9 protein-coding genes are annotated in these 16,945 nt (G+C 46.1%); all 9 read left to right on the top strand.

Going from position 1 to position 16,945, the window contains the following annotated elements:
* Position 1 precedes the first annotated feature (1 nt).
* Genes H8K29_RS16350 through H8K29_RS16310 form a run of 9 tightly spaced genes read left to right on the top strand, consistent with a single transcriptional unit; the run spans position 2 to position 16,944 of the window.
* Complete coding sequence (locus tag H8K29_RS16350) at positions 2 to 682, top strand: peptidoglycan-binding protein (protein ID WP_370527212.1); 681 nt, start codon at positions 2 to 4, stop codon at positions 680 to 682.
* 41 nt (positions 683 to 723) lie between these two features.
* Entirely contained in the window at positions 724 to 2,514 is a 1,791-nt protein-coding gene (gene vgrG / locus H8K29_RS16345; RefSeq protein ID WP_186898449.1) for a type VI secretion system tip protein VgrG, read from the top strand.
* 46 nt (positions 2,515 to 2,560) lie between these two features.
* On the top strand, positions 2,561 to 2,833 hold the full coding sequence (locus H8K29_RS16340; RefSeq protein WP_223826899.1) for a PAAR domain-containing protein: 273 nt from the start codon (positions 2,561 to 2,563) through the stop codon (positions 2,831 to 2,833).
* A gap of 18 nt (positions 2,834 to 2,851) precedes the next feature.
* Complete coding sequence (locus H8K29_RS16335; RefSeq protein WP_186898448.1) at positions 2,852 to 3,265, top strand: GPW/gp25 family protein; 414 nt, start codon at positions 2,852 to 2,854, stop codon at positions 3,263 to 3,265.
* Between the two features lie 18 nt (positions 3,266 to 3,283).
* Positions 3,284 to 7,054, top strand: coding sequence for a baseplate J/gp47 family protein (locus H8K29_RS16330; RefSeq protein ID WP_186898447.1), 3,771 nt, complete (start codon positions 3,284 to 3,286; stop codon positions 7,052 to 7,054).
* A complete protein-coding gene (locus H8K29_RS16325) occupies positions 7,051 to 7,869 on the top strand; it encodes a hypothetical protein (protein ID WP_186898446.1) in 819 nt (272 codons plus the stop codon). The genes H8K29_RS16330 and H8K29_RS16325 overlap by 4 nt, the downstream gene beginning before the upstream one ends.
* Before the next feature lie 3 nt (positions 7,870 to 7,872).
* Positions 7,873 to 8,166, top strand: coding sequence for a hypothetical protein (locus tag H8K29_RS16320; protein ID WP_186883745.1), 294 nt, complete (start codon positions 7,873 to 7,875; stop codon positions 8,164 to 8,166).
* Complete coding sequence (locus H8K29_RS16315) at positions 8,156 to 10,684, top strand: hypothetical protein (protein ID WP_186898445.1); 2,529 nt, start codon at positions 8,156 to 8,158, stop codon at positions 10,682 to 10,684. The genes H8K29_RS16320 and H8K29_RS16315 overlap by 11 nt, the downstream gene beginning before the upstream one ends.
* Positions 10,685 to 10,689: 5 nt before the next feature.
* On the top strand, positions 10,690 to 16,944 hold the full coding sequence (locus H8K29_RS16310) for a contractile injection system tape measure protein (protein ID WP_186898444.1): 6,255 nt from the start codon (positions 10,690 to 10,692) through the stop codon (positions 16,942 to 16,944).
* The last annotated feature ends 1 nt before the right edge of the window (position 16,945 follow it).

The following is a 16,945-nucleotide window of genomic DNA, read 5'->3' as shown; positions in this document are numbered from 1 at the left end:
CGTGTCCGGGCAAAAAACACTGCTCAAAATTTCAGGTTGCACCGTCGCTGAAAACGGATCTATCAGCGTTGATAGCAGCCGCCCATTTTTTGAGGCTCTGATTAACCCATCAGGATACGGACATGATTTTTCTATCAAATATGCAAAAAACCAGACCTTGGGTCAAGCTGGGAATGAGGCAAAATTTCACGCCAGCCAACCACAAAAACTCAATCTCAAAGAACTGATTTTGGATGGGACGGGTGTCATTCCCGGCACAAAAAAAACGGTAAAAGAACAAGTTCAGACTTTACGAAACACGATCTACAGCTATGTAGGAGTAAAGCATGAAACCCCTATTGTACAAATCGTGTGGGGCAGTCTGATTTTCTACGGGCGTGCAGAAGGGATGAAATTTGATTACACACTGTTCAAACCGAACGGTGAACCTCTGCGCGCAAAAATCACACTCAACTTTGTGGAGTACATCAGCCCAGGGGAAATGGGGAAAAAGAAGGCTGCAAGCTCGCCAGACCTGACTCATCTGATCACGGTCAAAGCTGGCGACACGCTGCCGCTGCTATGCGACAGGATTTACCGCGACAGTGGCTACTACATGGAAGTCGCTCGCATCAACGGTCTTAGTTCTTTTCGCAATTTAACACCCGGAACAACGCTTAAGTTTCCGCCATTGGCGAACTAAAGATATCCGACGATGCTGTTACTAATTTGAAATAAACAACCATGGCTAATTCTCCATTGAACGACAGCACAGGGGTTCTGAGTTTTCTGATTACCTGTGACGGTCAGAGCATGCCAGACCTTGTCAAAGTGGTCTCGATAGAAACCCGGCATAGTTTTAACCGGATTCCCTCTGCGACAATCACCATTCTGGATGGCGATATGCCAAACGGACACTTTCCTGTTGCCGATGCGGGAAATTTCAAACCGGGAACAAAAATCGTTATCAGTGCAGGCTATGACTCGAAAACTCAGGTGATCTTTGAAGGCATCGTTATTAAGCATGCCGTAAAAATTAATGGCGAAAATTATTCGCGACTCATTATCGAGTGTCGTGATAAGGCGTTAGCCATGACGGTTGGCCGGAAAAATGCCAGCTACGTTAACAAAACGGACAATCAAATCATTTCAACGCTGATCAGCAATCATGCGGATTTAAGCGCCACAGTCGATAGCACCAGCGTCACCTATAAAGAACTTGTTCAGTATTACGTGACGGATTGGGATTACATGATGGCGCGCGCTGAAGTGAATGGCTTGCTTGTCAATGTTGACGCAGGAAAAGTGAGTGTCGCAGCGCCTGCAACCAGCGGAAGCCCTGTACTCACTCTGACTTACGGTGCTGATCTGCAGGAATTTCAGGCGGAACTCGACTCCTGCTGGCAATTGAGCAGCGTCACCAGCACCAGCTGGGATCTGGCAAAGCTAGCCATCGTGCAGCAAACTGCACAACCGGAAAAACTGACTGGTCAGGGTGATCTTGATTCAAAGATGCTTGCCGCAGTACTGAATGCCGGTGATTTTGGTTTGCAAACCGCGGCACCGTTGGAAAGCGACGCCTTAACAGCCTGGAGTAAAGCGCAGCAAACCAAAGCAGCACTCTCACGGATCCGTGGCCGGATGCAGTTTCAGGGAAATGCGCTGGCAAAACCGGGCGTGTTACTGGAATTGAAAGGCGTAGGAAAACATTTCAATGGAAATGTCATCGCGAGCAATGTCATTCACAGTATCAGTGACGGTAACTGGGTCACCGAAGTTGAATTCGGTATGCCGACATATTGGTTTACCGAAGAACATCAGATACAAGCGCCAGAGGCGGCGGCATGGACCGCTGGCATTAGCGGATTACACATAGGTATCGTGCTGAAACTCGATGCCGACCCTGAAGGTCAATACAAAATACAAGTTTCGATCCCATTAATGAATGCGGCTACCGTTGGCGTCTGGGCCCGGTTTTCGAGCTTTTACGGCTCATCGGGTTTTGGCGCATTCATTATTCCGGAAATTGGTGATGAAGTCATTCTGGGGTTCTTTAACAATGATCCATCCTGCCCCGTTATTCTCGGTAGTCTGTACAGCAGCAAACATGTACCGCCATATGAGCTCGCAGCAGAAAATAATTTTAAAGCGATCGTCACACGCAGCAAACTGAAACTTGAATTTGACGAGGAAAAGAAAATTATTACCTTGATTACACCGGGTAAAAATAAAGTCGTCATCAGTGACGAAGATAAATCCATCCTGCTTCAGGATCAGAACAATAACAAGGTCGAGCTGAGCCCGAGCGGCATTTTGTTGGATAGTCCCAAAGACATCACCATCAATGCCAAAGGAAAAGTAGCAATTTCAGCTGTACAAAATGTCGAAATTACCGCACAGATGGATGTCAAAACCACAGGTCTCAATATCAATAGCACAGCCAACGTCAGCTTAGTCGCCAAAGGAACCGCCAGCGCAGAGCTGTCTGCTGCCGGTCAGACTACGGTAAAAGGCGCCATGGTCATGATTAACTAAACGGAAGAAAGTCATAACCATGCCTCCTGCCGCAAGAATAACCGATATGCATGTTTGTCCCATGGTGACCCCGGGTCTGCCACCGATCCCGCATGTCGGTGGACCGATTTCCGGACCTTGTGTACCAAATGTGCTGATAGGCGGCTTACCGGCAGCCGTGGTCGGAGACCTATGCGTCTGCGTTGGTCCTCCAGACAGCATAGTTAAAGGTAGCGCAACAGTCATGATCAGCAGCCGCCCGGCAGCGAGAATCGGCGATACGACCGCGCACGGCGGAAATATCGCGCTTGGTTTTCCGACAGTCATGATCGGTGGCTGATTTTATTCGGGAGATAAAATGAATCAAAACATATCATTTCTTGGCACCGGCTGGAATTTCCCTCCCGAATTCTCAAAGCGTGGCAACGTGATCATGGTCAGTGCAGAAGAAGATATCAGGCAAAGCTTGTTCATATTGCTGTCAACCTCACCCGGCGAACGTGTAATGCAACCTAATTTTGGTTGCGGACTGAAAAATCAGGTCTATGAAAATATCAATGAAAGCACTGTAACAATCCTGAAAGACATGATCGGGCGCGCGATTCTGTTTTATGAACCGCGTGTGATTCTTGAAAATATTGTGACCGATGCGGCTGAGGCTTACGAAGGTAAGTTGAACTTCACGATTTTCTACACGATCATCAGCACCAACACCCGTCACAATATTGTCTACCCCTTCTACTTGCGTGAAGGCACCGATGTGCAACTCTAAGCCCGCATCAGGATCGGTATGAAGTCACATTTAATGATCAGCGATGGCCGCAGTCAGTCGCAGCGCCAGTTACCGGCATTAAGTGGAGATTACTTCCATATCAGTGAGATGCGCTTTGAACAACTCCTCGCTATCGCAAGTGAATATGCACGCCTGATGCATTTTTATCAGCCTGATCTCAATACCGATGGCGACTGGTACCAGTTCTTCGCTGCGGATGAAACGGTGTTGATAGCGACCATATTGGCTGTTGATACACAATTTCTCTCAAAACAGTTTGAACATCGATTGCAAAGCGAACCGGATTATAGCGACTGGTTCCGTACCGACATCGCAACAAAGTTGGACGCATCGTATCGGGATCTGATTAACTCGCCATTACTGGTTCTCCGTTTACTGAATCAGTGGCTGACCGCATTCAGTCTTTTACCAAATAATCTCACCAGCCAAGCCAAAACCTTATTGGAAGGGATATTGCGTGGTCTGAATTGGGAAATTCAAAGCCTGATCAACAGTACTCCCGCAGAACTGAAAGTCTATGTGAATGCTTTGTTCAGCAAACAATTTAAAGAACTCGTTGAATGGCCAGCAAACTCAGTAACCGTAAATTCACCGGTAGAAAAACTAACTGTTTCAACGACGCAGATTCGTCATAATTTCCATACGCTGAATCTGGCAATCAACATGTTGCAAAACGGGGTAAAGAAACTATTACCAACGTCCATTACTAGCGGTAATCACGATCCGGCTGTCAGCTTATTAATCAGTTTCATACGTCTTTTTGAAAAACTAAAAAAACGGATTAATCGGTTCAGCGATAAGCATATCGATTTTTATTATGGCCAGGTTCTCGGTATGGAGCCGCAACGACAACGGCCAGACAGCGCACATATCGTCGTCAAAACCAATACAGCCGTACGTCAGATTTTCGTCGAAAAAGGAGCAGAGTTCATCGCCGGAAACGATACTGCGCAACGCGACATTGTTTACAAAGCGGATAACAGCGCTCAGCTCAGCGATGCAAAAATTGCGGCGATACACACACTTTTTTTCGATAAGCATGCGTCGGCATCTCAATTACTGAGCACGCAATCAGCCTATTTGCGCACGATAGAGCCTCCACCGCCGGATGGAGAACAATCCCTGCATGAAAGTCTGCCACCCCTTCCTCTGATGGGTGCGCCGAAACCGGGGGAACACGTATCCGGAGGAAGCGCAGCTCGTTTTGGTTTTGCGATTGCAAGCCATACGTTGCTGATGCACGAGGGCGAGCGTACCGTATGCCTCACATTCCAGTTCCGTAATAACAGCAAATATACCCTTGAGTCCAGTCTGAAAGAAATTGCCAATCAGATTTTGAAACAGGAAAAACATACACAACATGGGCAAACGTCACGGCTAAGGAATGTCGACGTGTTTGTGAAGCTCGTCCGCAGTATGTTTCGTCTCTCACTGACCAGCACCACTGGCTGGCACCAGATCACTGAATATCGTCCTGAATACCAGGGGTTAAATGCTGAATTAAGCGCCAACTGCCTGACCATTACATTCACCCTGCCCGCCAGCGCTCCGGCAATCACAGAATACCAGGAGAGTATTCACGGAGCTGGGTTCCAGACAGCCCTTCCTGTTCTGCGGGGAGAAATGACGCAGAATGAATATGCCTATCCCTACGATATTTTAAATCAGTGGTTTCTTGACGAAATTCATATCGACGTGCACGTCAATGGATGCCGTCAGCTTGTATTGCATAATCACATAGGACAGGTCAGCACACTCGCACCTTTTTTGCCGTTTGGCCCCCTTCCCGATATCGGCTCTTACTTAGTTCTGGGTTGCGAAGAGATAGTAGGTAAACACCTACGCGACGTTTCGGTTGATGTTGAGTGGGCGGGATTACCAAATTCTTCAGGGGGATTCGTCAGCTATTACAGTGCTTATGATTCACCGCTCCAATCCGGCGCAGTGCAGATAAAAATGTCGGTATTGGTCGATGGCAAGTGGATCAGCGCAAGCGTCAATGACAATCTGTTCCAGCATCAAACGAATGACGATGGAACGCATAGCAATCAAGTGCGTACTGAAAACCGTCTCAGTTTTCGTTCAGTTATTCCATTCTATAAACAGAGTTTGCCGACACCTCAGGCAACAGCAAGTACGGCATTCAGCTATACGTCAGCAACCATGAACGGTATGTTCAAAATCAGTCTGAACGCTCCCGATGGTGCTTTTGGCCATCAGGAATATCCACATTTGCTATCGCAAACGCTGACAAACAATGCGCAAACCAAAAAAATAAATCTGAGAAAAGCCTTACCTAACCCACCCTACACGCCACAAATCAGCCGTATTGTTTTGAACTACGAGGCCTGTTCGAAAATAAGCTTCGAACACAATAAATCAGAAATACATTCTTTTTTTTCTGAACAATTTATTCATCTCCACCCCATCGGTTACGAGGCGATTCAGATTCACGATAACAAAGATGTTGCCTTGATTCCTGACTACGACGCAACAGGAAATTTATTGATTGGTTTAACTGCACAACGTCTTTCCGGTCCGTTGAGTCTCTATTTCTATTTACGTGAAGACTCGCTGCCAATGACAAAGATTGCAGATGCCAATCTGATCTGGTCGTATTTATCATCCAATCGCTGGAAAAAATTACAGCAGGCACAAATTCTGGATGACTCCACGCAAGGATTCATGACCAGTGGCATCGTGCAATTGCAGTTACCTGACGATATCGACAGCGATCATACGGTGATGCCAAATGATATGTTCTGGCTGAGAGTCACGGCGCAGCGCGGGCTGGAACGGTTTTGCAGCCTGTACGGTATCTATACTCAGGCAATCAAAGTCACGTGGGATGCAGATCAGGGGCAAAAACTGACCTCCGTATTACCAGCATTCAGTATCAACAAAAGCCGCAAGAATATCGCCGGTATCGACCAGATACTACAAATCAGATGCAGTTTTGATGGGAAGTCAGAAGAAAGCGTTTCACAATTCAGAACACGGGCCAGCGAACGTCTGCGCCATAAAAATCGCAGCCTGACTGCATCGGATTATGAATCGCTGATTCTGGAAAAATTCCCTCAGGTCTATAAGGTAAAGTGTTTTTCCAACCTGTGTACAGATCATGGCTCACGCAGACAGATACGGCCAGGGCATATTCTCATCGTCCCTATTCCCCACTTAAATCAGGGCGGGCATAGCAATCAGAAACCTAATCTGAGCGGACATCTGATTCATGAAATTCAGAGCTTCATCAAAACTTACGCCCCGGCTGACGCAACCATCAGTGTAGAAAATCCGGTGTATGAAGAAATACAAGTGCGTTGCACTATCAAGCTGAAAACAGAGTTCAATAACAGTCGTTTTGGCGGACGTTATATTGAGCAGATTAATCAGGCTATTTGCGACTACCTCTCACCATGGAATGTACACGGCCAGCATCGGCATTTCGGATGGTCGATACAGCAGCATAACGTCGTTTCATTTCTGCATGATCTTGAATATGTCGATGAAGTCAGCGGCGTATCCATGTTGCAAATTTGCCCGGTCGGCAGCTCTGCGGAACTATTGTACGCATTAAAAGATAACGCCAAATTTTCACATCAGGAGAAAGACCTGCAGCCAAGTTATCCATGGAGTATCGCTGTACCAATTAACGATCACTGGATAGTCATTGCCGACAAACCCGGACAACACTCTGCGAAAGCCATTGGCATCAATGAGCTCAAAGTAGGTTCCACATTCATTATTCCAGCGAGAACAGAGACATGACCAGAAGAACGCGTCAAATGCTACAAGAGCAGTTTAAATATGGAAAAATGCCGACAGAAGAAGATTTTTCCGACTTAATCGAATCCATGCTGAACATGCTGGATGAAGGTTTCGATAAAACACCAGAAGCAGGATTCAAAGTCGCGCAACTACGCGATGGAAAACTGGTCAGTTTTTACAAGGACATTAATATCGGGAATGCGCTCTGGTCTCTTGGGCTGGAAAAATCCAGCGACAATCTGAGTATTCAGGATGCCCGCAATCAGGCACTTCTGACCTTATCCAGCACAACCGGCGCCGATGGCGTACATCGCACGGCAGTAGGCATTCGTAAAACCCAACCGCAGCATGAGCTGGATGTTGCGGGCTGTATTGCATCTCACGGCCGCATCGGGCGCGAGGGAGAATTAGCTGTGCCAGCCGATGGTCGCTGGTATGACATTACGGAAATGATGACAGGCTGCCAGGCATGGGAAGTGATCGCCGGAGCAGGAGCAAAAGACAGCGATGGCCGTTATGCGCTGACCCATGCATTTGCATTAAATGCGTTTAATGCAAACGGCAGCATCACTTATCATCAGACACATTTCGGTAACAAATGCAGCCGGATCGAACTTCGATGGATCAATGACAATCCAGAGAAGCCATTTGAATTTAAATTACAGATGCGTGTTGGTTGCAGCTACGGTGATGATGTATGGATTAAATATCATCTGACCCAACTCTGGCTGGATACCTTGATGTTAGAAAGCGATCAGAAGCCATTACGTCAGCCGGTTCCTCAGTACGATGACAAAGGTAAGGTTAAAAATTAATCTATGAAAGATTTAATTTCATTCTCCTTGAGTCTTGCACAGGGCAATCTGATACTGGAAGCACTGGTTGAACGGCCATTTAAAGAAGTTTTTGAAACGATAGGACATCTGAACCAGCAGGCGGCAGCAAGCTTTCCCGAAGGATCGGATGAAGACGATATCGGTACCATCAACGTCAGCGCCAGTCAGTTGCGTCTGATTCTGAGTGTATTGGGGGAAATGCCCTACAAGCGTGTCAGTGCCCTGTTACACACCATGCACCAGCAAATGCAGGAGGCAAAGGAAAGTGATCAGTAAAGATCACATTAATCGTCTGCAAGCAGATCCTGACGGCCTCGACTTCGATGGTCTCAGGATGCAGGGTCTCGAGCTTTTGCAAAGTTTGTCTAAAGAAAAATGGACAGATTACAATTTGCACGACCCTGGCGTCACTCTGCTGGAATTACTTTGTTATGGCCTGACCGATCTGGTCTACCGCACCGATTTTGACGTCAGCGACTTTTTATGCGGACAGGACGGCGGTATCGATTATAAAGCCTTAGCGCTCTATGCACCGCAAGAGATTTTCGTCAATCAAGCGCTGACCGATCTTGATTTTTGTAAATTAATTTACGACAGTTTGCCAGAAGTAGAGGACGTGTGGATATTGTCAGCAAATGACGATCACCCGATACCGGGTATGTTTTCCGTCTTCATCAAACCCCACGAATCCTTATTCCTTCCAAGTAAAAAAGATACTCGTCAGGTGCAGCACACCTTACGCAATGACGTCATCCGCTTGTTATCAGAACATCGCAACCTCTGCCGCGACATCGATGATATCCACGTCGTCACTCCGCAAGCCTATACATTAGCTGGTGAAATCGAAATTGATGATAGCCGTCCGCGTGCTGAAATTTACGCCGATATTTACTTCCGCTGTGCAAAACTGATAACCGCCGGTAGCCAGATTTTACGTTTTGAAGACGCCATACATCAGGGTCTGCGATGGGAGGAAATTCTGTGCGGGCCGTTGACAACCCATGGATATATCAACGAAAGAGATTTTTCCCAGGAAAATTACGACATTGATGTCATGAAGCTGATTACTTTAGTGCGTCATATTCCAGGCGTAAAAAATGTCAAATCGCTGTTTCTGGTCGATGAAAACGGGACTAACCTGGAACTGGTGCATATCGGCCACAAAGATACCAACTGTCCGGCATTGCACTTCGTTGAACAAAGCGAAAAAATACATGCCCTGCGTCTGGTGCATGGAAGAACCACGTCGCTGGACGCGAGTCATGATGATGAAAAAACCGTTCAGAAAAGCACTCTGCAAAACAAATATGAAACCCGGGAGTTCGGCGAACAAATCGCTTTGTATTTAAAAAAATATGAATTTGAGCATAATGCATTTCGCCGCAACAAAGGAAAAATCGATCACATCATACAACTGCCTCAAGGGCAGCACCGCGACTTCGCACAATACAGTTCGCTTGGTGAAAATACTCCTGCAATCTATGGTATCAACCACTACGGCGTACCAAAGTCAGAGCCACCAGAGGTTCATGCCAGAGCACGACAATTAAAGGCCTACCTTTATCCGTTCGAACAAATGATGGCGAATTACTTTGCGTCATTAGAAAACATACGTAGTTTTTATTCCATCGATAAAACGCTGGATCGCAGTTATTTTTCGCAGTTTCTTACGAATGCAGAAATTCCTGACATCAAGCATTTATATACATTAAAAGCAAACGAGTCAGAAGTCGCAAAAATTATTGCCGGACAAGATAACGTCTATGACAGACGCAGCCGTGTACTGGACTCATTGCTCGCCATCTACGGCGAAGAATTTCCCACAGAAGACCTGCGACGCTATAACTACTATCAAAACGAAAAGCTGGAACAGGATCTGATTAACAACAAAATACATTTTTTAAAACACCTGTGTGAACTCAGTAGCCGACGCGGCAGTGCGATCAATGTTCAGAAAGAATGGGATGTTGAAAGCCTTACTCCTTTACAGAAACGTCTGCAAATTCTGACCGGTTCAGTCAATGACAAAAAAGTAAATTCACTAACGGAAGCACTCCGGGAAAAAATTAAATTCATCAGCAATAGCCGTTATAAAGACGGACGTATAAAGCAAGTCAACGCCCCCAACACAATTGCCTACGAAAATACCAAAGCGCTTGCTAAACCTGCTGACTATGTCTCTGATCCGGCATTTGCCCTTCCTGGCATGGAAGTATGCGAATACTTGCTGCGTGCCGGAGTCGATTGGGCTAGCTTCCGATCCCTGTCCGCTGGGCGTACGCATGCATGGTTATGCCTGACTGTGCAGACGGAAGAAATCTGGCCTCTTCTTCTTTTGCCGACCGATAAAATCAGTCTGTATGCACAACACATGCAACATACCTTAATCCAGCTAAGTATGGATTGTGAAGGATTTCATGTTGTCGAGCACATCTTACTGCGCCCGCGTGGTGAGAACACTCATCGTAAGATTTCACATGATTTTTATGCCCATCGCGTCAGCATTATCCTGCCGGGATTTACCGCAAGATATGCGGATCAAAAATGTCGCAACTGGATAGAAAATCTGATTGCGCAACATCTTCCCGCACACATCATGCCGGAATTTTTCTGGTTGGAATTTGCCTTTCTGGCGCAATTTGAACTGCGCTATAAAAATTGGATAAGCGCACTAAAAACTTTTGCGCTGGCGGGCTATAAAGCTGACGCTCAAGAGCTAGATAATAAAGCGGGCGATCTGATTGAGTTTTTGAAAAAAAATCGTCATCAGCAACCCAGACATTTCTGGATATAAGCAAAATGCGAACATCCAATCTCATCCATCATTTAGTGTTTGATCTGTCGTTTGCTGACATGCAAACGGATGGCGCTACCTCAGCTGATTGGATTAAATCGTCTCTGCTGCCGGTCATAGATCAGGTATTGGATGACATATGTATCGAATTGGGGATAGGAAAAAAGGAAGTTAAACGAATAGAAAAACTGGAAATCGACTTGGGATGTATTCTGCAGGCTGAATCAGAATCCGAATTAGCACGCCGCCTGCACGCTCAATTGCGCAACGCCCTATATTTCCAAATAAGCGATTCTTCTCATGATATTTCCCCACCGGAAGCCACCAGCGAAGCACATCAGCATCTGCTGGACTTTCTGCAAACAGGACAAATCAGTTGGAAGTATTTAAGCGACCGGACAAACGCACATAAAAAACTTTTGCAAGCCGTACTCGACGAAGGAACGCCCGATGAATTATTGCGCAATGTAGTGTCGAATCAGCGCCGCTTACTGCGCCTAATCCGTCAATTTGATACCGGCACGTTGTTCGCCATATTGCGTCAGGAGTTACGCGAGTGGCCGGAAGATAATCAGGATTTATTGTTTGACTGGCTGAGTCTGGAACTGATCACCCTTCATGACAACCGTCCGTTAATTGAAGAATTCTGGTTGTCGGTACTACCGCTTCTTGATTCTGCTGACAAGAATTTCGACTCAGTGATACAAGCGTGGTTGTCTGCCCAGCAAAAAAATAAAAACCAGGTAATCCACATTTACCAAAATTTTCTTGAAAAAAATTCATATTTGTCACGGCAGTCACGTGTTGCGATGAATGAGGCGATACAAAAACTTCGCTCAGCCACGGCTATTTCTGTGTCATCAGAAAAATTACCGATAAACAGCATATCGGACGAGCTTGCACGTTCGTATCGCTTCAAGATAATGGCGTCGAGAAGATCGCTTGCCAATGCAGAATATTCATCCTCAGAAGAGAAATCCAGGACTGGAAAAATCTCGTCCCCGTCAACATCAAATACAAGCATTACGGAAAATGCAGACGACAGGAATATAAGCCGGCAATCGACGACCGCACTATCCTCTGCCGACAAAGGAAATCCAACCTCTGCCGCCTCGTTGAATCAACTATTCAATAGCAACGTCGATTCCATACGGGTACAACACAATGATTGCTGGCAGCAGTGGTTAAGCGAATTTCCGGTAACAAGTTGCCTTGATCTGATCGCTGTCCTGCAAGAGCATTGTAGTGAGTACATCCGCGGACAATTAAAGAATAATCTGCACACTCTCAGTAAAGAGTGTCTGGATCAGCTTGTTACGTATGCGCTATCTGCGCGGGTCAATAGCCTTGAAGTCGCAGACCTGGAGCGTATGTTGGCAGGGAACAGGATATTGGCTACGCCATTTCCCAAACAGGTACACGGGTCAGAGCCACGAAAAATTGTTGTCATAGAAAAAAATGAAGCTACACCTGAAGTTACAAAAAAAATTCCCCAAAGCCAGATATTAAGTGCATTAAAAAATGCTGACATCCCGCGTTTATCAGGTCTATGGAATCTGTTGATCAGCAAGCATCCGGCACTGATTCTCAAGTTATTACCGGATTACAAAATACAATGGCTGGACCATTTTCCGCTGCACTTCCTGAGCGACATCGGCAGAATTGTACAAACAGAAGCCAGTCGCGTATGGCAACCCAAAATCCAGTTGGATTATCACGGCCAGATTGATGCAGCGACCCGCGCCGGCTTTGACATTTTATTCACTGCAAAGACTCAGACTTTATCAGTACAAAGTTTTATCGCTAAAATAAAAACACTGATTCAGGAGCAACCGTCGTTGGCTGTCATCTTGCAGTCGATCGTTGAAAATGCGACTGCACCATCCCTCTTGACGCATCATGCGCCAGTCACTGCCGCTACTAAGCTTGCTACTACGGTTGTTGATAACGAGACGGATAACTACACAACAGTATCTACGTTGCAATCAGCGCTTTGCAGCAACGATGTAAGCACGCTTTCCACTGCAATTGAATACGCGTTGGCAAACGATATACCTCTGCTGATTCGCATCCGACATCAGCATTGGCGCAGGTGGTGGAAAAACCTGCCGAAACATCTGCTTCACCGGCTCATTCTTCAATTGCATGCATCGATACGCCCTGAACTTCAGGCAATATTGCAGGCAAAAAATGGCATTTCTTTCTCTACCATAGAAAGACTTATTCCCTTGCTGTTAGCCAGCCCAGAAAATTCTTTCAGCAGAGAACAACTCAACGCGATTATTGCATTGGATGAAAAACTGCTTGAGAGCAGCGACGCTGACAACGCCAGGCTGGTGACCAACACTCCCATCAGAAATAGCGGAAACACTAACGCTGTTCCTGATGAGTTGAATGAATTAACTATTGCTTTTCAGTGCGCAGACATACATCGGATAAACGCAATCTGGCCCGTACTTATTGCGAGTCACACCAGACAATTACAAACTACGTGGTTCTCACTCACCAATGCGCAGAGAAATACATTAATTGTCCAGTTGCCGATAGAAAAACAGCTTGTCTTGATACAGATTTTGCATCCAAACTTTGCGCACTATGTAAAAGAACTGAGTGTTTACGCCACTGCGCTGGCAAACATTATCTCGGATAACAGAGCAACAATTTCGTTAACAGCAGAAAAAATTTCCGCCAACGTCATCTTGAACAAGGTATGCACATTTTGTTTGCAGGCAGAACCATCGTCAGAAAAAATGACGATTAAAAATATTTTTATGGTGGCTTTCGCAGACAAATCGATCATTGACGAAAATAGCTTACGGCGCATCTGTAACGACGCCCGCTTAGCTGATACAAAGTATCTGCGTCATATTTTCCCATCGGAAAACGTATCTTTGAAAAACGAGAGCACGCCCTTGGCAGATAGTTTCAGGGCGTGGCAACAAGACAGGATACAACTGCAGAATTTAGGTCTCAACAGAAATGAATTACTTCGCTATTTACATTGGCTGATGTGGCATCAAAACGCTAACGAAGGAAAAGATTTCAGTCTGATGTTAGCCAGTATCAAAGAAGCGGAAAAACATTCCAGCGCACCAGAGCTTTTCCTGCAATATGTACTTGAAGCGATCAGAAATGGCGAAAACGTTGACATAGAGTCGTTACGAAAAAAAGCAGAAAATCAGCCAACCACCTCGCGCCAGCAAGCTCAAGCTTTCGAATCAACGACTGACGATCCTGCTGAAAACCGTCCGAAAAATCTAGACGAAGCATACTTCGCCTCTGCTAACCACGAGACAAGTGCAACCCAACCCACACTCATGGAAAATATTGAGTTACTTAATCAAGTTGATCAGGCTTTATTATCAGAGACAGGCTGGAGTGACGTCGTTGCACTGCTGAAACGGCAGCCGGAAGTATTGACAATATTACGCAGCGCCCAATTACATCGGTTCATTTCAACATGGGTGAATCAGGCTGCGAGTAAAGGCATTTCATCTGTATTTTTAGATGAAATGGAAAATCTGGCGTTGACAACAAAATCCATTCGTCTTTTTTATATCAACATCATCCGGCAACTCCTGAATGAAAAAAATGGCAATCTGCCGAACCTGGAAACACTGCGTGGAAAACTAACGGAAATAAGCACATACGCCATTGACGATCTGCGTCAGCCACCGTTGAGCGGTCTTACTGGAGCAGAGTATATCCCCACGACTAAACCAGATGCCGCAACGAAGGATAAAGCGTCATTCAACTCACAATTGCTGCAGTTCTTATCAGCGACCTCGTCGATAAATAGCCCCCAACCATCTGTTATCAATAGTATCGGTATCACCGGAGAAAATTGGCACGCGAAGCAGGTATCTGATACAACGAATTACTCAACAGAGCGTTTACCAACTCTGAATAAACTGGCGTTTCGTCAGTGGGTTTATCAATGGCTGAATTTAACCGCATCCTCAGTTCTTAACGAAAACCCGTCAGATGAATTGCAACTCGAAATTAACTTTTCAAATACATCTACAGAAATTTTTACGAACTTACTGCAAGCAATCAACAACACGGCACCAGCATCTATCGTAAAAACGTTTCAGGAAATTGCCGATGCCAGCTTCCATCTGGATAAACAATTCTGGTCACTCGTAAACAAGCGTGGCCGGAATAATTCGGCAGATGAGATCGCCTATCAGCAATATGTCGAGCTCATTCATCAGGTCCCCTGGAACAGAATCACGCCTGATGAGTTGTCGTCAACGCGGGACAATACTCCAGATAACGTCACAGCGAGCCATCAGTCGCCTCTGTCGATGAGCACGCAAACGACACTGACCGGGCAGCTTGCCCATGCTTTGTTGCATAGCCAGTTAAACAAGCTGAGCCATATCTGGCCTGAACTGATTCAATATCATGGTGATCTGTTAGCGCAAGCACAGCGGCGTTATTTACGTCGTATTGATCTGCGCAACAAACTAATCGCAGATCACGATCCGGCGATACTGAAGGACTTGATCGCTGCGCTGTCTGAGACGGCAGCTCATCTTCTCGAAGAATTATGGCATCAATGGGAAATTTATCGACAAGCGTTACGAAACGACATGTCATTAATGACGTGCCAACAAAAGAGCCTGGCGTCCGTGTTTAATGCTCTTCTGGAGCAAAAGACAGATTCAGAAGATGTCTCTGCTGTCGCCGCCACAATTCTGACGGCACTGACGGAAAAGCATTTGTCTCATCCCCTTACGCAAGAAATCGCCATTTACTGGAAAGCGGCGAGCCAACACGGACAGACACCGCATTGGTTTGCTGCACTTCAGGTTCTATTTCCTGAGACAGACTGGCATAAGCAAGAATGGCAACAACAGTTACGTCGCCGTTTAAAGCAAAGCGATCCGACAGCCACCAGAGAATTCTGGAAAAGCCTTGCTCGACATCTGGAAAGGAATGCTGTTCAGCTTGCGCCAGCCAATGTATTGCATGAAGAAACCCGCAGAAAAACCGATACTGCCAGGACTCATGTCACAGACAAGACTACAGGTACCCTGATCAATACCCAGCAAACGGCATCTGTTCAGACAGCAGAAAACCCTGACTATATCTACCAGGCGATGGTGATGGCTGCGTTGAAATTGACGAAGCCATCTTTGCTATCGTCTGATGGCAATGTAAGTAAGACCGCGAATGGTACGCAGGCGAAACAAGCAACACTGGAAAACTGGATTTCGCAATGTGTATTGCTGCTGCAAAAGCATGCGCCACTATCAATGCGTGATGAGCAATTTCTGAACTTTATCTTAGATAAAATCTTTGAGATGCCCTCTTCCGCCCGTGAAGAAATATCGCTCGCCTTGCATTCGGAAGTCGCTGTCGCCCGGCTGGTTGAAGCAGCTTCCTGCGCAACCCTGCAAAGACTATGTCATTGTCTTATGCCGGAACTGGATATGCGATTACCTGAGTTAGTAACACAGATAGAAAATGCGCTGGGAATCAGCCTGAAGCTAACTCAAGCCATTTTTTTAAAGCAGACGTGGTTAGCAATTTATCGAGCGCAGTTTGCCAAGTCACGTCCGTTGACAATGCAGGAATTTGTCACTCGCTTCCTGCGCGAGCTGTGCAGCGTATATCCGTTGCCAGACATTGATATCTGCCTGCAGTTACTCAAGGAATATCGCGAACATACTGAAATTGAAAAAGTAGTGCAAACACACCCTCAAAGCACCGAAACATCGGCACAGGTTCCGGCGGAACAGGCAATGTTCAATAGAGATTCATATGTCATGAATGCTGGCTTGGTTATCGTCGCGCCATACATTCAACGCCTGTTCGGTATTTTAGAACTGACAAAAAATTCAGCCTTTATCGACGACGCTGCAGCGCAACGAGCAATACATCTTTTACAGTACATCGTCACAGGCGAAGAACAAACACCAGAATATCAATTGACCTTGAACAAACTATTATGCGGCGTACACGGAGGCGTCCCCATCGTTGCAGGAATACAGATGACGGAGCATGAAAAGGAAGTAATCCAGCAAATGCTGGTGGGCGTGATTACACACTGGAGCGCGATCGGAAAAACGTCGATACAGGGCCTGCGTGAAACGTTTCTGCAAAGAGAAGGACATTTATTCAAGCAAGAAGAAAGCTGGCAATTACATATTCCATCAGCAACGTTCGACATGCTGTTAGATCGTCTTCCCTGGAGCTTTTCCATGATTAAGTTCCCATGGATGCCAGAACCCTTGCACGTTACCTGGCGTTAAT

Source organism: Undibacterium sp. CY21W (assembly GCF_014284265.1).
Classification (GTDB): Bacteria; Pseudomonadota; Gammaproteobacteria; order Burkholderiales; family Burkholderiaceae_D; genus Undibacterium; species Undibacterium aquatile.
This window is presented reverse-complemented; position numbering and strand designations above follow the sequence as displayed.